We start from the raw sequence: 23,848 nt of genomic DNA, 5'->3' as shown, positions 1-23,848 counted from the left end.
TGGTTTATTTTGGCAGGTTTTATCTGGGAAAACGCCGTCACTCTGCCATTTGGTGCAAACCAACCCGTCCCCTTCGCGCCAATCTGGTGCAATGGGAACGGGTTAGCCTGCACCAATAAAAAGAAAAGGGCCGCGCACCCAAACGGATGCACGGCCCTTTTGCCATGAATGCGAGCGATTCCTCGGCGAGCTATTTACTCAGCAGCCTCGGTGGTCTCGGCCTCGGCAGCGGCCTCCTCGACGGGAGCCCCTGCGGGAGCCTCGGCGGCCTGCTTGGCAGCCTCCTCGGCAAACTTAGCGGCACGCTTGGCCTTCTCGGCAGCCTTAGCCTCAGCGGCGGCCTTGCGAGCGGCCTCGGCCTCAGCAGCCTTGGCAGCCTTGGCAGCCTTGGCCTCCTCAGCCTTCTTGAGCTGGGCGGCAGCGGCGCCACCGAACTTGTCGGCGAAGCGCTGGACGCGTCCACCGGTGTCGACGAACTTCTGCTGGCCGGTGTAGAACGGGTGGCACTCGTTGCAAAGCTCGACCTTCATCTCAGACACGGTAGCGTGCGTCTTGAAGGTGTTGCCGCAGGAGCACGTCACCGTGCACTCGACATACTGGGGATGGATACCCTGCTTCATGGTAGGACTCCTTATTGGTCAGGCGCTGGTTACCGATCAGCGCATAAGGCGTCTTGGTTTCCGACCAAGACAACAAACTTGGCTATGGTACCACGGCGTCGCGCGTCCCACAAAAGGTTCACGGTCTTTGTGCAGGGCGGCGTGGCCAACCGCAGCGAGCACGCACCCCGACGAGCCTTCACCCATGTTGCAGACGTGTAACGCCGCAGTAAGCACACCCCTTTTGGCGCCAGACAGGTACAATGATGAACACTGTACCGTAGCGGAGCGCCCCGCGCGCGCCGCAATCACGCGAAAGGGTTTCCCATGGCCGAGATCTCGTCCTCCCGTATCGTCATCACCGTCCTTGGCAAGAACCGCCCCGGCATCGTCGCCGGCGTCACCCGTGTCCTGGGCGAGGCCAACGTCGACATCCGCGACATCACGCAGTCCATTATCGAGGACATCTTCACCATGACCATGCTGGCCGACACCGCCGAGTCCAAGCTCGACTTCGCCGAGCTGCAGAAGGCGCTGGCCGAGGCCGGCGAGCTTTCGGGCGTCAACGTGTCCATCCAGCGCGAGGACGTCTTTAACTTTATGTACCGCCTGTAGCGAGCAAGCCGCTGGGGATAGCCTGACGCGCGCATGCCCATGCAAGTCACCCCGATGCGGCCCGGAGAGGAGCGCGCATGGCCTACGACGCCAAGAAAATCTACTATCGCTTCGACGACCACCTGAGCCGCCTGGTTCTGGATTACGAGGCGAGCCGTCAGATTTCGCCCGAAAGCGAAAACCTCTACCACGGCCTGCCGACCGCCCCATACGACGAGGGCCTGTTCGTAGAGCACAACGTCAAGCGCGGCCTGCGCAATGCCGACGGCTCGGGCGTGGTCGCGGGCCTTACCCGCATCTCGGACGTGCACGGCTACAACAAGGTCGACGGCAAAGTCGTGCCCGACCAGGGCAAGCTCACGCTGCGCGGCTACAGCATCGAGGATCTGGTCAACAATGCCCAGGCCGAGAATCGCTACGGCTACGAGGAAGTCGCCTACCTGCTCATCACGGGCTCTCTGCCCACCAAGGAAGAGCTTGACGGTTTTTGCGAACGTCTGGGCGCTTTTAGGCACCTGAGCGACGAGTACGTCCGCGAGTTCCCCATGACCACGGTGTCGTCGAGCATCATGAATGTGCTTCAGCGCGCCGTGCTGCTGCTCTACGCCTTCGACGCCGAGCCCGACGCCATTACACCCGAGCACGAAATCGACGTCGCCATCTCCATGCTCGCCCGTCTCCCCCGTATCGCCGCCTTCGCGCATATGGCCTCGGTCGCCAAGCGCCGCGGCTCCGAGGTTCATGTACCGCACCCCACACCCGGCCTCTCCACCGCCGAGACCATCCTGCAGGTGTTGCGCGGCGGCATGGCATTCACCCGCGATGAGGCGATGCTGCTCGACGTGATGCTCATGCTGCATGCCGAGCACGGCGGCGGCAACAACTCCACGTTCGCCTGCCGTGTGCTGTCCTCCTCGGCCACCGACCCGTATTCCGCCTACGCCGCGGCCATCGGCTCGCTCAAGGGCCCGCGCCACGGCGGCGCCAACGCCAAGGTCGTGTCCATGCACGAGGACATCCGTGCGCATGTTTCCAATTGGGAGGACGAGGACGAGGTCGCAGCCTACCTGGGCAAGATCCTCGACAAGCAGGCCTTCGACGGCACGGGCCTCATCTACGGTATGGGCCACGCCGTCTACACGCTGAGCGACCCGCGCGCCGAGGTGTGCCGCCGTTACGCGCGCACGCTTGCCGCCAAGAAGGACCTGGGCGAGGAGTTCGCGCTCATCGAGCGCATCGAGCGTCTGGCCCCGCAGGTGATGCGCGATCACGGCATGACCAAGCCTATCTGCGCCAACATCGACCTATACACGGGCTTTATCTACAAGATGCTCGGCGTACCCGAGACGCTCTTTACGCCGCTGTTCGCCGTCGCCCGCATGGCAGGCTGGTCGGCGCACCGCATGGAAGAGCTCTTCTGCGCGCACCGCATCATCCGTCCCGCGTATCGCCCGGTTATCGAGCCGCTGGAGTACAAGCCGCTCGCCGATCGCTAGGACGCGGACCGTTATAGAACCCGAGCGTGGCCAGGGCATCACCGCCCTCGGCCACGCTTTTTATGCCAGTAGAAAGGGCTGCATCGAATGATTGTGTTTTCCGATATGGATGGAACGCTGCTGACGAGTGATAAGCAGATGAGCGATGTCACCTGGGCGATGCTCGACGAGCTTGCGCGCCGCGGTATTGAGTTTGTGCCCTGCACGGGGCGCCCGCTGTCGGGCATCTTTGAGTCCATCCTCGCCCACCCCGCCGTACACTACGCGGTCTGTGCCAACGGTGCCAGCGTCTGGCAGCTCGACGACGATGTGCCCACCGACGCCTCGCGCGCCACACGCATTTTGAGCCGACCGCTCGACCGCGCCATCGCCCACCGCGCCCATGGCATTGCCGCCGGCCATGATGTCACCTTCGATATCTTCGCGGACGGCCAGTGCTTCCTCCCCCGCTCGCTCTACACGCGCCTTGACGAATTCTGCGGCGGCGACCCCCACATCGCGGCTTCGCTCAAGCGTACGCGAACACCGATCGACATGGATATCGACAGCAAGATCGACGAGGTCGAGACACTCGAACGCATCGCCATGTACTGGCACGACCCGGCCGATCGCGACGCCATCACGGCGGAGCTCGACACACTCGGAGGCATTGAGGTCACGCGTTCGTACGCCATGAATATCGAGGTCATGGGCGAGGGCGCCACCAAGGGAACGGCCCTCACGTGGCTATGCGAGCACCTGGGCGAGCGTCTCGCCGACGCCTGGGCCTTCGGCGACAACATCAACGACATCCCCATGCTGCAGGCAGCGGGCCACGGCATGGCCATGATCAACGCCGAGCCCGAGGACCGCGAGGCCGCCGACGCTATCACCGAATACGACAACGACCACGACGGCGTCGCCCGCACCATCATGGCCGCCCTCGCCTAGTCGTTGGGGACGTTCTTAAACGACTAGTCATTGGGGACACTCTTCGCAAAAAGCTGCAAGGACTGTCCCCCACTGTCGGCAGAAAAGGAACATCCCCATCTGCCGGATTAGGAGAGACTCTCCAGCACGCGACGGAGCTCATGCTGAACGGCGTGGTCGCGGTTGCAGCCTACGACGCGATCGGCCACCGCCTTGAGCGCGGGGCGCGCGTTTTCCATCGCGCAGCCCGTGCCGACAAAACGAATGATCTCGTAGTCGTTCATCGAGTCGCCAAACGCCATAACCTCATCGCGTCCAATGCCGTAATGCTCCGCGAGCTGCGCGATACCCGAGGCCTTCGACACACCAGGCTGCATGGCATCGATCCACGCGTTGCCCGAAGGCGCAAAAGTAAAGAGCTGACCGAGTTCGCGCTGTAGCACGTACGCACTGTCCATAACGGCACCGTCATCGCAAAAGATGCTCGCTTTGATGATATTTACGCTGGGATCGGGCAGCTCCCAAATGCGCTCGGCATTGGGAAGGTCCTTATCGACCTCACGCACGAACTTGCACTCGTCATCGAGCAGGAAGGACTTGGTTCGGTCAAAGAGCGCAAGATGCAGATTGGGAAACGTCCTGACGGCTTGGGCGAGCCTTCGAATCGCCAGGTGCGAATACACCTCGCGGTCCACCATCTTGCCGTCGGCATAGACCTGGGCGCCATTAGCGGCGACAAAGTCCATCTTGTCGCGAACAGGTGCAAAGAACTCGCACAGGCGATCGTAGCGACGGCCTGACGATGCGGCGAAATGCACGCCATGCTCGTGTAGCGCCAGAATCAGTTCGTAGGTCTCGGGAGGCACCTGGCCGTTTTCGTCAAGCAGTGTGCCGTCCATATCGGATGCAATCAGTTTAAACATAGAAAAGCTCCCTTCGGGCTTGTTGGAATCGAACGCGTATCCGATTCCAACGTACCCAAAGGGAGCTCAAATAAGACCCCGCAGTCATAAACGTTACATGGACCTAGCACATAGCTCACGCGCGCCAGAGGTCCCACGGTCGCAGCGTCAGGCGACACGCCAAAGAGTGTCCCCAACGACTAGTCGTTTAAGAACGTCCAATGACTAGTCGGCGTAGGTGAAGGTGGTGACGTCGAACATGCCCTCGGGGCGGATGCGGAGCGTCGGGATGACCGGCAGGGGCAGGAAGATGATGCCCATGATGGGATCGAGCGGCGGCTCGATGCCCATGGCGCGCGCCTTGACCATAAAGTCGTCGTGCTGCGCGGCGACATCCTCGGCCGTGCCCTCGCTCATCAGGCCACCAAGCGCCAGCGGAATGCGCGCCACGACCTCGCCGTTGCGCACCAGCACGTGGCCGCCCTGGCCCACGGCATCAACGGCAGCCATCATATCGGCGGCATTGTCGCCCACCACGCACACGTTGTGCGAGTCGTGGCCGATCGTGGAGGCAATGGCGCCGCCGGTGATGGTGAAACCGCGCACCCAGCCGCGACCGATATGCTTGCCGATCAGGCCCAGGCCAGCGGGGCCGTCGCCGTCGGCGCCCTCGGCCTGCAGCGACACGCCGCGGCCATGGCGCTCAATCAGCATAATGCGGCGCAGGCCCTCGGCGCTCTCGGGGCGGGCCATACCCGTGATAGCCATACCCGGGATGACATCGATAACGGCCTCGCCCGGCTTAAAGGCATAGTCGAACACATCGAGCGAAAGCTTCGGCAGCTTAACGGAGGCGCGCAGCTCGTCGGCAAGAGAGGCAACCTCGGCAGTCTCGGGCGCGACCTCGCCCACAAAGGCGCCGTCCTGCGCCACGAGCGCACCGGCGGCATACACGCGATGCGGAGCCGCGGCAAACGTCAGGTCGTTGAGCACCAGCAGGTCGGCGCGCTTACCCGGGGCAATCGCACCGCGGAGCTCGTGCGGATTTCGGCAGCCATGATCCAGGTCAAACGCCTCGGCGGTAGAAAGCGAAGCCATGGAGATAGCGACCACCGGGTCGATGCCGGCCTCGATGGCCACGCGGCAGGCGTTGTCGATCATACCGGTCGAAAGCGCGTCGGAAGGAGCGCAGTCGTCGGTCGCAAAGCAGCAGCGGCGGGCGCGCGCGGGGTTCTCCAGCAGCATCGGGGACAGGTTGGCCAGGTCGTGACTGCACGTGCCCTCACGCAGCATCACATACATGCCGCGGGACAGCTTGTCGAGCGCCTCCTCGGGAATCGTCGACTCATGGTCGGCGATGATGCCCGCTGCGGCATAGGCGTTGAGGTCCTTACCGGCAACGAGCGGCGCATGGCCGTCAACCTGCTTGGACGGCGTCTGGTTGGCAGCATCGATGCGGGCACAGGTCTCGGGGTCGGCCATAAAGACGCCCGGCAGGTTCATCATCTCGCCCAGGCCAAAGACATCGCCCGGATGCTCGGCAAAAAACGCCTGCATATCGGCAGCGGTGATGACGGCACCGGCCTGCTCATCGGGCAGTGCGGGCACGCACGAAGGCATCATGTACTTGATGGAGATGGGCGTACGACGACCGTCCTCGATCATAAAGCGCAGGCCGTCGAGACCGGCAACATTGGCGATCTCGTGGCTGTCGGCAATGGCGGTGGTGGTACCGCGCGTCGCGGCCATGCGAGCATACTCGGCGGGACGGATGTTCGAAGACTCGATATGCAGATGCCCATCAATAAAACCGGGGGCGAGATAGCGACCCTGGCAGTCGACGACCTCAGTTGCCTCGTAGGTGCCAGCAGCATCGTCGCGACCATCGTAGAGCACGCCGACGATCACACCGTCCTTGACGGCAACGCTACCGGGCGCCACACGCTGGCCATACACGTCGACGATCTGCGCATTGGTAAACAGCGTGTCGACGGGCACGCGGCCCTCGGCAGCGTCGATCACAGACCTCATGACCTCAACGGACATACATACTCCTTTAACCGTAGAAAACAGCTGCGGAGCGGACAGACCTTCACCGCAGCAAGCCAATAGCCATTGTATGCCCAAACGATGGGTCAACAATACGCCTCTCCGCTTAACGGCACACGCCACTTGGTGCAATGAGGAGAGGTTGCTTTGCACCAATGACAAGGAGTGTCCCAAAGTGCCGGCACAAAAGGAACGTCCCCAAGTGCCAAAAAAGGCCGCAGTCGGGATTCCCGGCTGCGGCCTTATTGCACTTGTGAGGTCAACTCGCTCGTTAGACCAACTTAAAGCCCTTGCGCTTGCCCACGGAGAGGGTGTCGCCCAGCTTGAGGGCGCTCGGGTCGATGTTGTAGCTCTTGGGAGCCACAGCCTTGCCGTTGATCTTGACGCCGCCGCCGTCGATGTCGCGGCGGGCCTGACCGGCGCTGGCCGAAAGGCCCAGGTCCTTGAGCAGGCCGGCGAGGTAAATCTGGCCCTCGTCGTTGACGGTCAGCTCAACGTGCTTCTCGGGGAAGTCGGCAAGCTGGCCCTCCTTGAACACACGGTCGAACTCGGCCTGGGCCTCGTCGCCGGCGCCGGCGCCGTGGTAGGTGTCGCACAGGTCGCGGCCCAGAGCGCGCTTGAGCTCGTAGGGGTCGGCAGAACCGTCGGCCAGGGCGGCGTCGATCTTGTCGACCTCGGCCGGGGCGAGCGAGCTGGCCAGACGATAGTACTTGCCGATCATCTCGTCGGGGATGGACATGGTCTTGCCGAACATATCCTTGGGAGCGTCGGTCAGGCCGATGTAGTTGCCATAGGACTTGGACATCTTGCGCACGCCGTCGGTGCCCTCGAGCAGCGGCATGGTGAGCGCGATCTGCGGCTCCATGCCCATCTTCTCCATGAGCTCGCGGCCGGCGAGCAGGTTGAAGAGCTGGTCGGTGCCGCCCATCTCCACGTCGGCCTTGATCTGAACGGAGTCGAAGGCCTGCATCACGGGGTACAGAAACTCGTGCAGGGCAATCGGCGTCTGGGACTGGTAGCGCTTGGTAAAGTCGTCGCGCTCAAGGATGCGGGCGACGGTGAACTTGGAGCACACCTGCAGCAGGCCGGCCAGGTCCATCGAAAGGATCCAGTCGCCGTTGTGCACGATGGTGGTCTTCTCGGGGTCCAGAATCTTCATGGCCTGGCTCACGTAGGTCTCGGCGTTGGCCTCGATCTGCTCCTGCGAAAGCTGCGGACGCGTGGAGTTCTTGCCCGAGGGGTCGCCGATCAGCGCGGTGCCGTTGCCGATGATGAGGGTGACGTTGTGGCCCAGGTCCTGGAACTGACGCATCTTGCGCAGGGGCACGGCATGGCCCAGGTGCAGGTCGGGGCTGGTGGGATCGACGCCGAGCTTGATGTTGAGGGGCTCGCCCTTCTCAAGCTTCTTGCGAAGGTCGGCCTCGGGGACGATCTGCGCTGCACCCGAGGTGATGATACGCATTTGCTCGTCAACAGACAGCATTGGGTATCCTCCTTTTGCTATAGCACCCTCGCCGAAAACGGCGGTGCTGGAAGTTCATAAACCCACTAATAATAACCAAAACAGCGCGACGCGGCACCTACGACAGGAAAATCCTCGTCCTGCCGCACGCGTCGATAACGACCGGCAAACGCGTGCCGTCACGTTCGACCAAAAAGCGCGCCTGCTGACGGCGCGAGCAGTCACGGCAACGGACCTGTCCCGTCGCATCGGTAGCGCAGACGCTCTCGGCGGTCAGCAGGCAGTGCTCGCACACCATAAGCTCGGGACGATCGGCGTCGACCGGACCCCAGACGCCGGGTTCAGCAGCCAGTTCGGCAACACGTTCCGCATCATTGCCGAGCAACTCGGCCGACAAGTACACCCGCCCCGCACCGAGTCCGCGCAGCCAGGTAAGCGTGGCCCGATTCGCGCAGAACACCGGTGCCGCCACGTCAAACGTCACGCCCAGCTCGCGAGCGATCACCACCTGTCCCAGGTTACGGCAGACGACGCGCCCGGCACGCTGCATCAGTGAGCGGGTCCGGTCAGCATCACCCGTGCGGCACACCTCGTCAAGCACCACAACGGCGTCGGACAAATCAAGTTCTCCGCGCGGGTCGGCATCCATCAGCTGCCAAGCAAAAACCATGCGAGCGGGAACCGCGCACTCCACCAACTCCGTCGACGCACCGCTATCCACCGCAACGCTATCCAAGGGCAGCACCTCAACGGCACGCGCAACGGGCGCAATCGCATCCGCCTCGGCCTGCATGCGCTCCAACACCGCCGCCGTCTGATCCAACACGCCGGCGCTGCGAATCAGGTACACCTCGCAGCCCGTGTCAACCTTACGCTTGCAATGCACGACGACGCGCTCCCCCGCTGCGGCATCCACCGGACAGGGCACCTGCGGCCAGCGCTTGGGCACATCGGGACGCGCGTCGGCACCCGGATAGAACCGGATCTCGAGCGTGTCACCCGCCGCCACGGCGGCGTCGAGCTCAACGGTCACCTCTTCGTGGCCCACAGCGACCAAGCGCCCCACGCGCACGCCCTGGTTAATCGCACGCTCAAAGCTCATAAGCTCGGCGCCCGAACGCCCCCGCAGATACGCGTCGGTAAACCCACGGTTGAACGACCGGCCCAGCTCGCGTTCAAGCTCTTCCACGGCACCGGGGTCCCACGCGCCGTCGTACAGCATATCGAGTGCCCGGCGCCACACCCGCACCACGTTGAATACGTAATCGGGGTTCTTCATGCGCCCCTCGATCTTGAGCGACGCCACGCCGGCATCTACAAGCTCGGGCAGATGTGCAATACCCAGATAGTCGCGCGGGCACAGCAGGCGATCTCCCTCGACGGCGACAACGCTCTGCCCCGCCTCGTCCACCAGGTCGTACGCCAGACGGCACGGCTGCGTGCAGTCGCCGCGCATCGCCGAGCGCCCACGCCGCAGGGCCGAGAACTCGCACGCCCCCGAATAGCCGATGCAAATCGCACCGTGGCAGAATACCTCGATGGGCACGCCCGTGGCACATAGCGCCGCAATCTCGTCGACCGTCAGCTCGCGTGCCGTCGTCACGCGCTCGACCCCCAGCTCATCGGCGGCAAGTCGCACGGCGCCTTCGCTATGAACGCCCGCCTGCGTGGACAGGTGAATCTCGACCCCGGGAATCGCCGCGCGCAGCGCGCAGGCCAGCCCGGCATCGGCGACAATCAGAGCATCGGCGCCCAGCTCCAGTGCATGAGCTCCCAACGCCACCGCGTCGGACAACTCATCGTCAAACACGAACACGTTGAGCGTCACGTACACACGCACGCCATGGGCATGCGCCACGGCGCAGCCGCGCGCAAACTCGTCATCCGTAAAACCATGCGCGCTCACGCGGGCGTTAAAGCCGCCCAACCCCGCATAGATGGCATCGGCGCCCGCGGCGATGGCCGCAAACATCTGGTCGAGCCCGCCCGCCGGCGCCAGCAGCTCGGGCAGCGCCGCACCGGCAGCATCCAATCCAGTCTTGTGTTGTCCGCTCGGCCCCATCGCCCGAATCGCCATCGACAAACTCCTTACCAAGGTATGCATTCACTCTGAAAAATGCCGTCTTCCAGCATACACGAGGCCTCGCGCGCCCCGTTTGGTTTATCGTGTAATAACTTATGTCCATCCTGCCCCGACGGCACATCCGCCGTCCGGCACGACATACCTGGAGGTCAATATATGGGTCCTCGCCAACGACAGGGACGCAGCCGTTCAAAGACGCATGCTCTGCCCATAATCCTGCTCTCGTTTTTGGGCTTTCTTCTGATTGCGGGCGTGGCGTTTGGCATCGGCATGGTCGGCAACGTCAACCGCTGGCTGTCCGATCTGCCCGACTACACCGACGCCAACGCGTATCTGGTGAGCGAGCCCACCGAGATCGTCGACTGCAACGGCAACAAGATCGCGAGCTTCTACACGCAAAACCGCAAGTCCATCACCAAGGACGAGGTCTCCCCCTACGTGCTGCAGGGCACCGTTGACGTCGAGGACGAGCGCTTCTACGAGCACGGCGGTATCGACCTGTGGGGTATCGCGCGTGCTGCGGTGGCAACCCTCGGCGGCGGGCACGAAGGCGCCTCGACTATCACGCAGCAGCTGGTGCGCAACACCATCCTGCAGGAGGAGCAGTTCGACTCGACCATCGAGCGTAAGGTGCGCGAGGCCTACATCGCCGTCAAGATGGAGGACATGTACTCCAAAGACGAGATCCTCATGATGTACCTCAACACCATCTATTACGGCCACGGCGCCTACGGCATCGAGGCCGCAGCCGAGACCTACCTGTCCAAGAGCGCCGCCGACCTCACCCTGAGCGAGGCCGCGCTGCTCATCGGCCTTCCCAACTCGCCCTCGCAGTACGACCCCACGGTCAACCCCGACCTGGCGCTGTCCCGTCGCAACAAGGTCCTCGACAACATGTTGCGCCTGGGCCACATCACGCAGGAGGAACACGATGCCGCACAGGCCGAGCCCATCACCCTCAACGTGACCGAGATTTCGGGTAGCGGCGTCGACGTATACTCGCAGCCCTACTTTGTCGCCTATGTTAAGCAGCTGCTGGAGCAGGAGTTCTCGACCGACGTGCTCTTTAAGGGCGGTCTGACCGTCAAGACCACCATCGACCCCACGATGCAGCAGGTGGCAGAGAATGCCGTCCGCGAGCAGCTCGACACGCTCTCGCTCGACGGCCTGGACATGGGCATGGTCGTCGTCGACCCCAAGACCGGCTACATCAAGTGCATGGTGGGTGGCTACGACTACAACGCCGACGAGAACCACGTAAACCATGCCACGGCCAAGCGTCCCGTCGGCTCCACCTTTAAGGCCTTTACGCTGGCAACTGCCATCCAAAACGGCATGAACCCCAACGTCACCCTCAACTGCAACTCGCCGCTCAAGGCCAAGGGCACCACGACCGAGGTCCAAAACTACGCCAACCATAGCTATGGCAACATCTCGCTCAAGCAGGCGACGGCATACTCCTCCAACACCGGCTACATCCAGGTGGCGGAAGCCGTCGGCAACAGCAAGATCATCTCGCTCGTCAAAAAGCTCGGCATCGATCCCGCCAAGGACAACATCGAGGACGTTCCCGTCATGACGCTCGGCACCGGCTCGATCTCGCCGCTCGAGATGGCCGCCGCCTACGCGACGTTTGCCAACGGCGGCTACTATCGCCAGCCGATCGCCATCACCGAGATTGACTCTCGCACCGGCTCGGTGCTGTACCAGCACACCGACAATCCCTCACAGGTGCTTACCGAGGGCGAGGCCGCCGCGGTCACCGATGTTCTGTCCGGCGTCATGCAGGGCGGCGGTACGGGTGCTGCCGGTGCCCTGAGCGTCAACCAGCCCTATGCCGGCAAGACGGGCACCACCGACAACACCACCAACCTGTGGTTCTGCGGCTATACCCCGCAGCTGGCGTGCGCCCTGTGGACCGGCTATTCCGCGGGCGAGATCCCCATCCAAAAATACGGCACGGACCTGCTGGGCGACAGCACCAACCTGCCCGTCTTTAAGCGGTTTATGAACACCGTTCTGACCGGTACCGAGCGCGAGGAGTTTGCGACCGGAACGGCTCCCACCTACAAGAACAACAGCGTCTGGAAGTTCTACGGCACCAACAACACCAAGAAGACGGAGAACGACGACAAGGACGAGAACGAGGACGAAGAGGAAACCACCACGACGACTACCACGACGACCACGACCACCGAGATCACGGGCGGCGACACCACCGGCGGCACCGGTACCACAGGTGGCTCGACGGGCGGATCCACTGGTGGTTCGACCGGCGGCGATGGCGGCACGCCTACGCCCACGCCCACTCCCGACCCCTCGCCCACGCCTGACGATACGGTCGGCTAGAAATCATCCGGCCATAAGCAACAAGGCCCCCGAGCAGCTTATTGAACTGCTCGGGGGCCTTTTTAGTTTAAAGCGACCTGATGGGCGGTCTTTATACCGGCAGACAAAAAAGGGGGTACCGACCAACGTCGATACCCCTTACAAGCCACTATGTCAGCGCGCACAGTGCCGAGCGCACGACCCGCACGCCTACTTGCGAGAATTGCTCAGCTTATTGATCAGCGCCTCAAGACGCTCGCCGTCCTCGGCCGTCTGGGCAATAACCAAAATCGTATCGTTGCCGGCAAGCGAGCCAAGCACATCGGGCAGCTCTGCCGCATCAACGGCGGCGGCGATGCCGGAAGCCGTGCCAGGCTGAGCCTTGATCATGACCAGATTATCGGTGCGCAGAACGCCCGTTACGAGCTCGGAAACCATACGCTGCAGGTGCAGGTCCTCTGCCAGAACATAGATGCCCTCAGGGAGCTTACGCAGCCCCATATCGGCAATATCGCGAGAGACAGTCGCCTGCGTGCAATCAAAGCCCATAGCGCGGAGCTCATCGACCAGCACGCGCTGCGTACGGACGTCCTTATTGCGCACAATATCTCTAATGGCATCCTGGCGCCCATTGCGTTTTTTAGCCATACAAACCCTCTCTCCAAAAGATGGCGGAGACAATCAATCAGTGATTGAATAGTTTAACGCTATTTGAAGGCTTTTGTGTATAAGAACGCATTTCGAAACAATTCTATGCAAATTTGTTTCGTAATGAGCCGTTTAGGCGGTTTTTGCGCCCGTCCGGTTAAGAAAAGCTGCCAGATGCGTACACATCACGCAGCGCGCGGGCTTGGCGCTGGCAATCGGCCCAAACAACAGACCGAGTCCCCGATGGTTGTCCTTGAGCGCGGCGACCATCTGACGGGTTCGAGGCGCCTCGAGCATATCACGCATACGGGCGGAACGCTCGATTGACGACACTCCATGCGGGCTCAGACACAAATTCTCGATGCAGGCGACCAGTCCGGCGAAGTAGAACTTTTGGCTTGCCAGCTTGAGCCGACCACCGCTATCTGCTTCCGAGAGTGAGTCCGCAAGCTCGTCGAGCGCTCGAGTGTCATCGGATATCCTGGCATACATGGTGGGATCAAAGGCATCTGTAAGCTTAGGTGCCACCGCGTGGAAACAAGCGTCGCCGCAGCCGGACACGAATCGTGCCTGCGAGAGCGCATAAGCCATAAACTCAACCGTACGGTACGCCTTGCCACGCGACAGGCATGCTTCAAACAGCGGACGGCTATACATCACGCCAGAGGTCTGAGCGACTAGGCCGCCCAAAATCAACTGAGGCAGCCCGGCCACCATCGAAGATTTGCCATCAATGGAAATATGAGTAGCATCCAAGACGCGCGAATGACGCTCGCGATGCGCATCGTATCGATCGAGCGACACCGAGGGGAGCACAATGTCTGCCGCAGTATCGCACGCGATATCGACCAACTTGGAAAGGGCCTGCGGAGCAAACCACTCATCGGCGTTCATGGCGATGATGTGAGAGCCGCGCGAGGCAGCAAAACCGGCACGAAGACAAGCGCCGCGCTTCGCGTCCTCGACGTCAATCAAATCAATATGGATGTCCCTGTCGGCAGCAACTTGAAGCGAATGGCGCACACCGGGCGCAGCATCGCGGCAGACAACGACAATCTGCAAATCATAGAGGTCTTGGTTCTGGATACTCTCGAGCGCACGCATCGCATAGCTGGGCGAACCTTCTACCACAAGGATCACCGAAAGTCGCGGATGCGAGCCACGTCGAACCAAGTTATCCGTCCTCTCGACAGCAATGAATCAAACTGTCGTTCATGGTACACCCCGGCAATAAAAGCAATGAGACACCGGTTGCACTGCACGCCAAGAACAGATGTTGCACACGCGCAGCCCACAGATGACAGGTGCCGACGAACGGCGCGTCGAGCCCTCCCCTAGTCGAGCACGACAAGCTCGGCGGGATCGTAATCCACGCCCATAAACGTAAGGCCGCAGGCAGGAGCCGTGGGGCCCGCAGCGGTACGCTCGCAGGCATCGATAACCTCGCGCATCCACTCGGGTTCACGGCGATGCATGCCAATCTCGACAAGCGTGCCCACGATTGTACGGACCATCGAATGCAGAAACGCATTGCCCTCGATGGTAAACGTCAGGATGTCCTCGCCAAACGCAACCTCATGGCCAAACTCGGCACGCATCACGCAGCGATGCGTGGGCTTGCCAACGGCCGAGGCAACCTTGCAAAAGCTTTTAAAGTCCTGCTCGCCCAGCAGCGCGGGGCAGGCAGCAGACATAGCCTCAACATCCAAGGGATAGCGATGCCACCACACGGCGCCGCGGGACAACACGAGGCGCGCATCGCGATCGGCAATACGGTATGTATACGTACGGGAACGCGCGTCAAAGCGTGCAGAAAAGCCCTTACGGGCCCTGTAGACCTCGTTTATGGCGATATCTTTGGGCAGCAGGGCATCCATAGCCCGCAGCCACCTACGGCGCGTACACGCGAGCTCAGCGTCCGTTACGGGCACGCTGATGTACTGGGCCACGGCATGCACGCCGGCATCGGTACGACCCGCGCACGTCAGATCGATCGGACGGCGAAGCAGCGTCTCGATGGCACGGCGCAGCTCGCCCGCAACCGTCGTCTGCCCAGGCTGCTCCGCAAAGCCGCTATAGGACGAGCCATCGTAGGCCACGCGAAATACGAGCGTGGCGTCAAGCTCGGAAATCGAATTGAAATCAGACGGCGCAGTCATGGGCGCTCCCAACAAACAAGTAAAGGTATCGCGACAAAAAAGAGGGGCACGCGAACGTACCCCTCGAATATAGCCTATGCAGACGGAAAGTCTACTCAGCGGTCTCCTCAGCAGGAGCCTCCTCGACGGCCTCGACCTTCTTGGGAGCAGCGGCCTTCTTGGGGGCCGGAGCAGCCTTCTTGGCCTTAGGCGTGCAAGGCTCGGTGACGAGCTCCATGATAACGATGGGAGCGTTGTCGCCCTTACGGTTACCGAGCTTCATGATGCGGGTGTAACCGCCGTTGCGGTCCTGCCACATGCCCTGGGCAGCCTTGTCGAAGATCTCGGCAACGAGCTGCTTATCGCCGAGCTTGGCGATAGCCAGACGACGAGAGTGCAGGTCGCCCTTCTTGGCCCAAGTGATGATCGGGTCGACGACCGAACGCAGCGCCTTAGCGCGGGTCTCGGTGGTCTTGATGCGGTCGTTCTCGAAGAGGGCCTTAGCAAGGCTCTTCTTCATGGCCTTGGTGTGGCTCGCATCGGTGCCGAGCTTCAGGCCCTTCTTAACGTTGTGACGCATGGTCTAGTTTCTCCTCAAATATGCGAAGCATTAAGCCTTCAGGCTCAGGCCCATGGACTCAAGCTTGTCCTTCACTTCCTCGATCGACTTAACACCGAAGTTACGGATGTTGAGCAGATCGTTCTCCGAGAACTCAACGAGCTGACGGACCGAGTGAATGCTGGCGCGCTTAAGGCAGTTGTAGGAACGGACGGAAAGGTCCAGATCCTCGATCTGCTTGTCCAGCTCGGCGTTGTCGTTGGTGACCTCGGGAGCGAAGATCGAAGCCTCCTCCTCGACCTCGGGGGTCTCGGCAAGGTTCATAAAGGCGGCCATATGCTGGTTGATGATATTGGCAGCCTGGACCACGGCGTCGCGCGGGGCGATGGAGCCGTTGGTCTCGATCTCGAGGACAAGGCGGTCGTAGTCGGTGTGCTGACCGACACGGCAAGCCTCAACGAGCTTGGCGCAACGGGAAACCGGCGAGTACAGCGAGTCGACGTGGATCACACCGATGGGATCGTTGTCGCGCTTGTTGGCCTCGCCAGAAACATAGCCGCGGCCATAGCCGATGCGCATGCTCATGGTGAGATGGCCACCCTCGGTGAGCGTAGCGATGTGCTGCTCGGGGTTGACCAGCTCAAACTCGGACGGAATAAAGAAGTCAGCACCGGTGACCTCGCAGGGGCCGTCAACCGAGATGGTGGCGGTCGCCTCGTCGGTCGTGCCGAGAGCCCTGAAGACAAGACCCTTGACATTCAGGACGATGTCGGTGACATCCTCGACCATGTTAGGGATGGTCATGAACTCGTGCTGCGCACCATCGATCTGAATAGCCTCGACGGCGGCACCCTCGAGCGAGGACAGAAGAACGCGACGAAGGGAGTTACCCAGCGTATCGCCGTAACCACGCTCGAGCGGCTCGACGGAGACACGAGCAGACGTCTCGTTGATCTCTTCGACCTGAACCTGAGGCCTAATGAATTCTGACATGTATTACCTCCAGCCTCAGCAGCCCGGATGGACTACTTAGAGTAGAGCTCGACGATGAGCTGCTCGTTGATATCACCGCTGATCTGCTCACGCGTCGGCAGAGCGAGCACGTTACCAGACAGCTTCTCGATATCGACCTCGAGCCAGCCAGGGACCTCAAAGCGCTCGGAGGAAATCAGGGCCTCCTTGATGGGGAGGAGGTCACGGAACTTCTCGCCGACAGCGACGACGTCGCCGGCCTTGACGCGGTAGGACGGGATGTCCACGCGCTTGCCGTTCACGGTGAAGTGACCGTGACGGACGGACTGACGAGCCTCTTTGCGGGTGCGGGCGAAGCCAAGACGGAAGACGACGTTGTCGAGGCGAGACTCAAGGATGATCATGAGGTTCTCACCGGTGACGCCGTTCATCTTGCGGGCCTTGTTGAAGTAGCCGTGGAACTGCTTCTCCAGAACGCCATAGATGAACTTGACCTTCTGCTTCTCGCGCAGCTGCATGCCGTACTCAGATTCCTTGCGACGGCGCTTGGGCTGACGGATAGATTCCTTCTTGCTGCTGTAACCGAGCTCAGCGGGATCGATCCCGAGCTGACGGCAGCGCTTAAGAACAGGAGTCCTGTCGATTGCCATATTGATACGATCCTTTCAGTTACACGCGGCGACGCTTCTTGGGGCGGCAGCCGTTGTGCGGAATGGGGGTCTTGTCCTGGATGCTCGAGACCTCGAGGCCAGCAGCCTGGAGGGAGCGGATGGCGGTCTCACGACCGGAGCCGGGGCCCTTGACGAAGACGGAAACCTTCTTCATACCGTGCTCCATGGCCTGCTTGGCAGCGGCCTCGGCAGCCATCTGGGCAGCGAACGGCGTGGACTTACGGGAGCCCTTGAAGCCCACCTGGCCAGCCGACTTCCAGGAAATGACGTTGCCCTGGGGATCGGTGATCGAAACGATCGTGTTGTTGAACGTAGAACGAATGTGAGCCTGGCCCACGGAAATGTTCTTACGGTCCGCGCGCTTCAGACGGGCAGCGCGAACGTTCTTCTTAGCAGTAGCCATCTATCTAGCGCTCCTTATTTCTTCTTCTTAGCACCGATCTGACGCTTCGGGCCCTTGCGGGTACGAGCGTTAGTGTGGGTGCGCTGGCCGCGGACCGGGAGGCCCTTGCGGTGACGAAGGCCGCGGTTGCAGCCGATGTCCATAAGGCGCTTGACGTTCTGGTTGCGCTCACGGCGGAGGTCGCCCTCAACCATGATCTGGTTCTTATCGATATAATCGCGGATGGCGTTAACCTCATCCTCGGTGAGGTCCTTAACGCGCGTATCCACGTTAACGTTGCACTCGACGCAAATCTTCGTCGCAGTGGTGCGGCCGATGCCGTAAATGTAGGTCAGACCGATCTCAACGCGCTTCTCACGCGGGAGGTCGACACCATTAATACGGGCCAACGTAGTCTCCTCTCTTAACCCTGACGCTGCTTATGACGGGGGTTCTCGCAAATGACGAGGACCTTGCCATGGCGCCTAATGATTTTGCACTTATCGCACATCTTCTTGACCGAAGGACGTACCTTCATCGTTCTTCCTTTCGGTAGCGCTCAAACTACTTCCCTACTATCTACTCGCCCAGCCGCAGGCGTTTAAAACTATGGCTGGTCTTCACACACAATCCGACCGTAGGTTGAGCTAAGCCTGCAGTCGGAAATGGAGTGCGTGTATGCGTGCCGCTATTTGTAGCGATAGGTGATGCGGCCGCGGGTCAGGTCGTACGGGGAAAGCTCCACGACAACCCTGTCACCGGGGAGAATACGGATGTAATTCATTCGGATCTTGCCAGAAATGTTGCACAGAACCGAATGACCGTTCTCGAGCTCGACCTTAAACATGGCGTTGGGCAACGGTTCCTTTACCGTACCCTCGAGCTCAATTGCGTCTTCCTTCTTCACAAGCAATCATCTTTCTCTAGAAAACGACAGCGATTGAGTATTCTACAACACGTATATACGCATCGTAATAACTTCGTAATGGCTCCACAACTAAGTAGAACTTGTTACATTTGAAATGTAAAACAAAGCCGTTCCCTGATGCCCAAGATCGCCTTGAAATGAGAAGGCATAGACCTTGGGGTCATGCCTTCGAAATTGAAAGGCGAGGTTGGGCATCAGGGGGCGGCGACTTTTACATTTCTCCGCCTTGGAGCGAACACCAAGCACCTTGGGCATCCGTGGTGAGAATCACCGGACCGTCATTGGTAATGGCGACGGTGTTCTCGTAGTGCGCGGCGGGCAGGTGATCGTTGGTCGTAACAATCCAACCGTCGGAGCCCGTGCTCACATGGTTGGAACCCATCGTAACCATCGGCTCGATGGCAATGACCATGCCGGCCTGGAGGCGAACGCCCCTCCCCTTCTTTCCATAGTTAGGAACGTTGGGGTCCTCGTGCATCACGCGGCCAATGCCATGGCCTACATAATCACGAAGCACACCGTAACCGTGAGACTCGGCGAGGGACTGAACGGCATAACCGACGTCCCCGATATGGTTACCGGGAACAGCCTGCTCGATGGCAGCCTTAAGGCAATCGCGCGTGACCTCGCACAAAGCCTTGGCTTCGGGCGTGGGGGTGCCGACGAAAAACGTCCAAGCGTTATCGCCGACCCAACCGTCGACAACGGCTCCCGTATCGATGGAGATGATATCGCCATCGCGCAGGATCATGTCGGGGTTGGGAATACCGTGGACCACGGCATCGTTGATCGATGCGCAAATGGTCCCCGGGAACCCGCCGTAACCCTTAAAGGCCGGGGTGCCGCCATGCATGCGGATAATCTGCTCCGCGAGCTGATCGAGCTCAAAAGTCGAAACGCCGGGGCACACCATGGCTCCAACGTGGCGGAGCGCCATCTTAGATAGCGCTCCTGCCTTCTTCATCTGCTCGATTTGCGTTGCAGACTTAATCTTGATCATAAACCGAGAGCCTCTTTGACATCCCCGTACACGGTCTCGCGAGCCTGGTCACCGTTGACCGACTTGAGCAGACCCTGGCCACGATAGTAGTCGACGAGCGGGCTCGTGGACTTCTCGTAGACGTCGAGACGGTTCTTGATGGTCTCGGGCTTGTCGTCGTCGCGCTGATACATCTCGCCGGAGCACTTGGGGCAGGTAGCATCGGCAGCGGTGCCGGTGTAACCGCAGGCGCGGCAGGTGCGACGCGAAGACAGACGATCGATGATGACCTCGGGGGCCACATCGACCAGAAGGGCACAGTCGATCTCGCGACCCATGGCGGAGAGCTCGGAATCGAGCGTCACAGCTTGAGCGGTGTTGCGCGGGAAGCCGTCGAGGATGAAGCCCTGCTGGGCATCATCGGCGGCAAGGCGCTCCTTAACAAGGTCGATTACGAGCTGGTCGGGAACGAGCTCGCCAGCGTCCATGTACTTCTTAGCCTGAATACCAAGCTCGGTGCCACCCTTGACGGCAGCACGCAGCAGGTCACCCGTGGAAATGTGGGCGACGCCAAACTCGGCGACGAGCTCCTGTGCGACGGTGCCCTTGCCGGCACCCGGAGCTCCGAGCAATACGAGGTTCATGAGCAATCCTCCTCTAGCCTATTTAAAGAATCCATCGTAATCATACATCTTGATCTGGCCTTCGAGCTTATCGACCGTGTCGAGCACGACGCCGACCATGATGAGGATGGACGTGCCGCCAAATGCCTGGATCAGCTGGTTACCCGTGAAGGAGAAGATGATCGAAGGCACGATGGCGATGAGCGCCAAAAAGACAGCGCTGGGAAGCGTGATCTTGTTGAGCGCGTTCTTGATGTAGGCCGCGGTAGCCCTACCCGGACGGACGCCCGGAATAAAGCCGCCCTGCTTCTTAAGGTTGTCGGCCGTGTCATCGGGGTTGAACACCATGGAGGTGTAGAAGTACGCGAAGAACACGATGAGGACAACGTTAAGCACCCAGTTGAGCCAGCCGCGCGAAAGCGCAGAGGCAACTGCCTGGATCCAGCCGATGCCGGGGAAGAACACGGCAATCTGAGCCGGGAAGTACAGCAGCGCCGAAGCGAAGATGATCGGCACGACACCCGCGGTGTTGACCTTGATGGGCAGGTAGGTGGTCTGGCCACCCATCATGCGACGGCCCACGACGCGCTTAGCGTAGGAGACCGGGATGCGGCGCTGGCCGCGCTCAAGGAAAACAATCAGCGGGATAACCAGCAGGATGATGGCGCAGATGATCACCATGGTGATGATGCCACCGGCATTGCCCTCAGTGCTGGAGAAGATAGCCTGCGGCAGACCGGCCATGATGTTCGCGAAGATGATCAGCGACATGCCATTGCCGATACCGCGCTGGGTGATGAGCTCACCAATCCACATGATCAGCATGGCGCCCGCAGTGAGCGTGCCGACGATCATGAGGTCGAAGATGATCTCGGGAGCGCCGGCACCATTAAAGCTGATGCCGAAGCTCTTAAAGAGGAAGAGGTAACCCACGGAGTTGAGGATTGCCAGAGCCAGGGTGAGGTAACGCGAATACTGCGTAATCTTGGTCTGACCGACCTCGCCCTCGCGGGCAAGCTCATGCAGGGAAGGCACGACGGCCTGGAGCATCTGGAGGATGATCGAGCTGGTGATGTAAGGCATGATGCCCAGCGAAAACACCGACACATAGCTCAACGCGCCGCCAGAGAAAAGATTCAGGAGGGCCATAGCACCTGCGGCGACCGAATTGTTATCGGTCGAGAAAAGGCCCAGCATCCCCTGGAAGGGAATGCCGGGCACAGGAACGTGCGCACCAATGCGGTACACGACGAGCATAGCTATGGTAAAAAGAATCTTTTCGCGCAATTCTTTGATGCGGAAAGCATTCTTAAGACCATTTAGCACGGCAGCTCGACCTTTCCGCCGGCGGCCTCGATCTTGGCCTGCGCAGAAGCGCTGACCTTGTCGACCTTGACCGTGAACTTCTTGGTGAGCTCACCATTGCCGAGCACCTTGACGGGCTCGAACTCGCTCTTGGTGATGCGAGCGGCCTTAAGAGCGGCACCGTCGATCACAGCGCCGTCCTCGAACTTACGCTCGAGACGCTCAACGTTAACAGCGGTGTACTCGATACGACGGGGGTTACGGAAGCCCGGAAGCTTGGGCAGGCGCATAGCCAGCGGAGTCTGGCCACCCTCGAAGCCGGCACCCTTGGTGCCGCCAGAGCGGGAACCCTGGCCCTTCTGACCGCGGCCAGAAGTGGTGCCGTGACCCGAAGAATTGCCACGGCCGACGCGCTTGCGGTTCTTGGTGGAACCGGGCGCGGGAGTAAGATCGTGAAGCTGCATTTGCTACTCCTCTACAATCTCGACAAGGTGCTTGACCTTGAAGATCATGCCGCGGACGGACTCGTTGTCAGCAATCTCGCGAACCTCGCGGATCCTGTGGAGACCGAGGGCACGGACAGTACGGACCTGGTCCTGCTTGCAACCGTTGGTGCTGCGGACCTGCTTGATCTTGATGGTGTCAGCCATGCTTAGTTCTCCTTACCGACGAACATCTCGGAGACCGTCAGGCCACGGCGAGCCGCGACGTCCTCAGGGCTGGAGAGCTCCTTGAGGCCCTCGACGGCAGCCTTGATGATGTTGAGGCCGTTGTCGGTACCGAGGGACTTGGACAGGACGTTCTTGATGCCAGCAAGCTCAAAGAGGGGACGCACAGCGCCGCCGGCGATAACGCCGGTACCCTCGACAGCGGGCTTGATGATGATGCGGCCGGCACCAAAGTGGCCGAGAACCTCGTGCGGGATGGTGCCCTGCTCGGTCACCGGCACGTGGAACATGTTCTTCTTGGCATCGAGAGATGCCTTGGAGATGGCCATGGGCACCTCAGCGGACTTGCCCATGCCAACGCCGACGTTGCCCTTGCCGTCGCCAACGACGACGAGAGCGACGAGGCTCATGCGACGACCACCCTTGACGGTCTTCGACACGCGGTTGATGTAAACGACGCGCTCCTCGAACTCGGAGGCCTCGCGCTGCTGCTTCTGATTACGAGCCATGTGCTACATACCTCCTAGAACTCGAGACCGGCGGCACGAGCACCGTCGGCGAGGGCCTTGACGCGGCCATGGTAGATACGGCCACCGCGATCGAAGGCGACCTTGGTGATGCCGGCCTCGATGGCGCGCTTGCCAACGAGCTGACCGACCTTCTCCGCAGCCTCCTTGTTCGAGGTGTGGGTGCCCTTGAACTCGGCCTCGAGGGTCGAGGCAGAGACGAGCGTCAGGCTGGAGCCCTTGCTGTCGTCGATGATCTGGGCATAGATGTTGGCGTTAGTACGGGTCACGCGAAGACGCGGACGCTCGGAGGTACCCGAGACCTTGCCGCGAACACGACGCTGACGACGCTTGAGGCCTTCCAGCTTCGCCTTATGCTTGTTCATACGTAAACTCCTAAAAAGGTTGATCTTGCCAGCACCTGACGGGGTGCTGGTCTTATGCGAGTGAGTCGGTTACGACTACTTGGCGGCCTTACCCAGCTTGCGGCGGATGTGCTCGCCAACGTAGTGGATACCCTTGCCCTTGTAAGGCTCGGGAGGACGATGGCCGCGGATCTCAGCGGCGATCTGACCGACCTGCTGCTTGTTGATACCCTTGACGTTCACGTGGGTGTTGTCGGGAACCTCGAAGGTGATGCCCTCGGGAGCCTCGACGATCACGGGGTGCGAGAAGCCCAGGGAGAACTCGAGGTTCTTGCCCTTCTGCTGCACGCGGTAACCGACGCCGGCGAGCTCGAGCTTCTTCTCGAAGCCCTCGGAAACGCCAACAACCATGTTGTGGATGAGGGCGCGGGTGAGGCCGTGGCGGGCACGGGTCTCACGCTCGTCGTCGGGACGGGAAACGGTGAGGACGTTGTCCTCGACGTTGATAGCGAGCTTCTCAAAGACATCGAGCTCGAGCTGGCCCTTGGGGCCCTTGACGACAACGTTGTTGCCGTTGACTGCCACTTCGACTCCGGCGGGAATCTGGACAGGCTTATTACCGATACGAGACACGGTGATCTCCTTTCCTTCTACCTACCGA

27 protein-coding genes are annotated in these 23,848 nt (G+C 61.0%); 4 read left to right on the top strand and 23 right to left on the bottom strand.

Features of this window, described 5'->3' with window-relative positions; translation table 11 throughout:
• Positions 1-194: 194 nt before the first annotated feature.
• On the bottom strand, positions 195-620 hold the full coding sequence (gene rpmE, locus ACESUZ_RS04290; protein WP_373198666.1) for a 50S ribosomal protein L31: 426 nt from the start codon (positions 618-620) through the stop codon (positions 195-197).
• A gap of 306 nt (positions 621-926) precedes the next feature.
• Between rpmE and ACESUZ_RS04285 the strand changes: the two genes are divergently transcribed.
• The 3 genes from ACESUZ_RS04285 (at position 927) to ACESUZ_RS04275 (ending at position 3,640) form a co-directional block, all read left to right on the top strand.
• A complete protein-coding gene (locus tag ACESUZ_RS04285; RefSeq protein ID WP_006235289.1) occupies positions 927-1,214 on the top strand; it encodes an ACT domain-containing protein in 288 nt (95 codons plus the stop codon).
• 77 nt (positions 1,215-1,291) lie between these two features.
• Positions 1,292-2,710, top strand: a complete 1,419-nt coding sequence (locus ACESUZ_RS04280) for a citrate synthase (RefSeq protein ID WP_373198664.1) — start codon at positions 1,292-1,294, stop codon at positions 2,708-2,710.
• Positions 2,711-2,797: 87 nt separating this feature from the next.
• Entirely contained in the window at positions 2,798-3,640 is an 843-nt protein-coding gene (locus ACESUZ_RS04275) for a Cof-type HAD-IIB family hydrolase (RefSeq protein ID WP_373198662.1), read from the top strand.
• A gap of 107 nt (positions 3,641-3,747) precedes the next feature.
• Here ACESUZ_RS04275 and ACESUZ_RS04270 read toward each other — a convergent pair whose 3' ends face one another.
• The 4 genes from ACESUZ_RS04270 to ACESUZ_RS04255 form a co-directional block, all read right to left on the bottom strand.
• On the bottom strand, positions 3,748-4,542 hold the full coding sequence (locus ACESUZ_RS04270) for a Cof-type HAD-IIB family hydrolase (RefSeq protein ID WP_342996443.1): 795 nt from the start codon (positions 4,540-4,542) through the stop codon (positions 3,748-3,750).
• Between the two features lie 204 nt (positions 4,543-4,746).
• Positions 4,747-6,567 carry an adenine deaminase gene (locus ACESUZ_RS04265; RefSeq protein ID WP_373198660.1) on the bottom strand — a complete coding sequence of 607 codons (1,821 nt, stop codon included), beginning with the start codon at positions 6,565-6,567 and terminating at the stop codon, positions 4,747-4,749.
• 274 nt (positions 6,568-6,841) lie between these two features.
• Positions 6,842-8,053 (bottom strand): tyrosine--tRNA ligase, encoded by a 1,212-nt coding sequence (gene tyrS, locus ACESUZ_RS04260; RefSeq protein WP_117629202.1) that lies wholly within the window; start codon positions 8,051-8,053, stop codon positions 6,842-6,844.
• A gap of 97 nt (positions 8,054-8,150) precedes the next feature.
• The gene (locus tag ACESUZ_RS04255) at positions 8,151-10,109 is read right to left on the bottom strand and encodes a U32 family peptidase (RefSeq protein ID WP_373198658.1); all 1,959 of its coding nucleotides are present in this window, start codon (positions 10,107-10,109) and stop codon (positions 8,151-8,153) included.
• A gap of 162 nt (positions 10,110-10,271) precedes the next feature.
• Here ACESUZ_RS04255 and ACESUZ_RS04250 point away from each other — a divergent pair, with 162 nt between their 5' ends.
• Positions 10,272-12,464, top strand: coding sequence for a transglycosylase domain-containing protein (locus ACESUZ_RS04250; protein ID WP_373198656.1), 2,193 nt, complete (start codon positions 10,272-10,274; stop codon positions 12,462-12,464).
• Positions 12,465-12,653: 189 nt separating this feature from the next.
• Here the strand turns inward: ACESUZ_RS04250 and ACESUZ_RS04245 are convergent, their stop codons facing one another.
• The 18 genes from ACESUZ_RS04245 to rplF all read right to left on the bottom strand — a co-directional run bounded on the left by ACESUZ_RS04245 (position 12,654) and on the right by rplF (position 23,820).
• Positions 12,654-13,091, bottom strand: a complete 438-nt coding sequence (locus ACESUZ_RS04245) for an arginine repressor (protein ID WP_006235280.1) — start codon at positions 13,089-13,091, stop codon at positions 12,654-12,656.
• A 132-nt stretch (positions 13,092-13,223) separates the two neighbouring features.
• Positions 13,224-14,222, bottom strand: coding sequence for a glycosyltransferase family 2 protein (locus tag ACESUZ_RS04240; RefSeq protein WP_373198654.1), 999 nt, complete (start codon positions 14,220-14,222; stop codon positions 13,224-13,226).
• Between the two features lie 203 nt (positions 14,223-14,425).
• Positions 14,426-15,250, bottom strand: a complete 825-nt coding sequence (gene truA, locus ACESUZ_RS04235; RefSeq protein WP_373198652.1) for a tRNA pseudouridine(38-40) synthase TruA — start codon at positions 15,248-15,250, stop codon at positions 14,426-14,428.
• Between the two features lie 91 nt (positions 15,251-15,341).
• Positions 15,342-15,809 carry a 50S ribosomal protein L17 gene (rplQ, locus tag ACESUZ_RS04230; RefSeq protein ID WP_006235277.1) on the bottom strand — a complete coding sequence of 156 codons (468 nt, stop codon included), beginning with the start codon at positions 15,807-15,809 and terminating at the stop codon, positions 15,342-15,344.
• Positions 15,810-15,839: 30 nt separating this feature from the next.
• Positions 15,840-16,781, bottom strand: coding sequence for a DNA-directed RNA polymerase subunit alpha (locus ACESUZ_RS04225; protein ID WP_006235276.1), 942 nt, complete (start codon positions 16,779-16,781; stop codon positions 15,840-15,842).
• A 32-nt stretch (positions 16,782-16,813) separates the two neighbouring features.
• Positions 16,814-17,410 carry a 30S ribosomal protein S4 gene (gene rpsD / locus ACESUZ_RS04220; RefSeq protein WP_006235275.1) on the bottom strand — a complete coding sequence of 199 codons (597 nt, stop codon included), beginning with the start codon at positions 17,408-17,410 and terminating at the stop codon, positions 16,814-16,816.
• Positions 17,411-17,429: 19 nt separating this feature from the next.
• Positions 17,430-17,834 (bottom strand): 30S ribosomal protein S11, encoded by a 405-nt coding sequence (rpsK, locus tag ACESUZ_RS04215; RefSeq protein ID WP_006235274.1) that lies wholly within the window; start codon positions 17,832-17,834, stop codon positions 17,430-17,432.
• 14 nt (positions 17,835-17,848) lie between these two features.
• Entirely contained in the window at positions 17,849-18,223 is a 375-nt protein-coding gene (gene rpsM, locus ACESUZ_RS04210) for a 30S ribosomal protein S13 (protein WP_022094275.1), read from the bottom strand.
• A 14-nt stretch (positions 18,224-18,237) separates the two neighbouring features.
• Positions 18,238-18,351: a 50S ribosomal protein L36 gene (gene rpmJ / locus ACESUZ_RS04205; protein WP_006363204.1), complete on the bottom strand. Its 114-nt coding sequence runs from the start codon at positions 18,349-18,351 to the stop codon at positions 18,238-18,240.
• A 150-nt stretch (positions 18,352-18,501) separates the two neighbouring features.
• Positions 18,502-18,720 carry a translation initiation factor IF-1 gene (infA, locus tag ACESUZ_RS04200; RefSeq protein ID WP_035137443.1) on the bottom strand — a complete coding sequence of 73 codons (219 nt, stop codon included), beginning with the start codon at positions 18,718-18,720 and terminating at the stop codon, positions 18,502-18,504.
• 232 nt (positions 18,721-18,952) lie between these two features.
• Entirely contained in the window at positions 18,953-19,741 is a 789-nt protein-coding gene (gene map / locus ACESUZ_RS04195) for a type I methionyl aminopeptidase (RefSeq protein WP_373198650.1), read from the bottom strand.
• Positions 19,738-20,364 (bottom strand): adenylate kinase, encoded by a 627-nt coding sequence (locus ACESUZ_RS04190; protein ID WP_373198648.1) that lies wholly within the window; start codon positions 20,362-20,364, stop codon positions 19,738-19,740. Before ACESUZ_RS04190 ends, map begins: the two co-directional genes overlap by 4 nt.
• Positions 20,365-20,382: 18 nt before the next feature.
• The gene (gene secY / locus ACESUZ_RS04185) at positions 20,383-21,669 is read right to left on the bottom strand and encodes a preprotein translocase subunit SecY (RefSeq protein WP_022094278.1); all 1,287 of its coding nucleotides are present in this window, start codon (positions 21,667-21,669) and stop codon (positions 20,383-20,385) included.
• Positions 21,663-22,112, bottom strand: a complete 450-nt coding sequence (gene rplO, locus ACESUZ_RS04180) for a 50S ribosomal protein L15 (protein ID WP_006235267.1) — start codon at positions 22,110-22,112, stop codon at positions 21,663-21,665. The genes secY and rplO overlap by 7 nt, the downstream gene beginning before the upstream one ends.
• A 3-nt stretch (positions 22,113-22,115) precedes the next feature.
• The gene (gene rpmD / locus ACESUZ_RS04175; RefSeq protein ID WP_006235266.1) at positions 22,116-22,298 is read right to left on the bottom strand and encodes a 50S ribosomal protein L30; all 183 of its coding nucleotides are present in this window, start codon (positions 22,296-22,298) and stop codon (positions 22,116-22,118) included.
• A 2-nt stretch (positions 22,299-22,300) separates the two neighbouring features.
• Positions 22,301-22,825: a 30S ribosomal protein S5 gene (rpsE, locus tag ACESUZ_RS04170; protein ID WP_006235265.1), complete on the bottom strand. Its 525-nt coding sequence runs from the start codon at positions 22,823-22,825 to the stop codon at positions 22,301-22,303.
• A 14-nt stretch (positions 22,826-22,839) separates the two neighbouring features.
• Positions 22,840-23,208, bottom strand: a complete 369-nt coding sequence (rplR, locus tag ACESUZ_RS04165; protein WP_006235264.1) for a 50S ribosomal protein L18 — start codon at positions 23,206-23,208, stop codon at positions 22,840-22,842.
• Positions 23,209-23,283: 75 nt separating this feature from the next.
• Positions 23,284-23,820, bottom strand: coding sequence for a 50S ribosomal protein L6 (gene rplF, locus ACESUZ_RS04160; RefSeq protein WP_006235263.1), 537 nt, complete (start codon positions 23,818-23,820; stop codon positions 23,284-23,286).
• Positions 23,821-23,848 lie beyond the last annotated feature (28 nt).

The sequence above is a fragment of the Collinsella aerofaciens ATCC 25986 genome (assembly GCF_964239575.1).
Lineage (GTDB): Bacteria > Actinomycetota > Coriobacteriia > Coriobacteriales > Coriobacteriaceae > Collinsella > Collinsella aerofaciens_BQ.
Note: the sequence above shows the minus strand (reverse complement) of the source record. Positions and strands in the feature narration are given on the sequence as shown.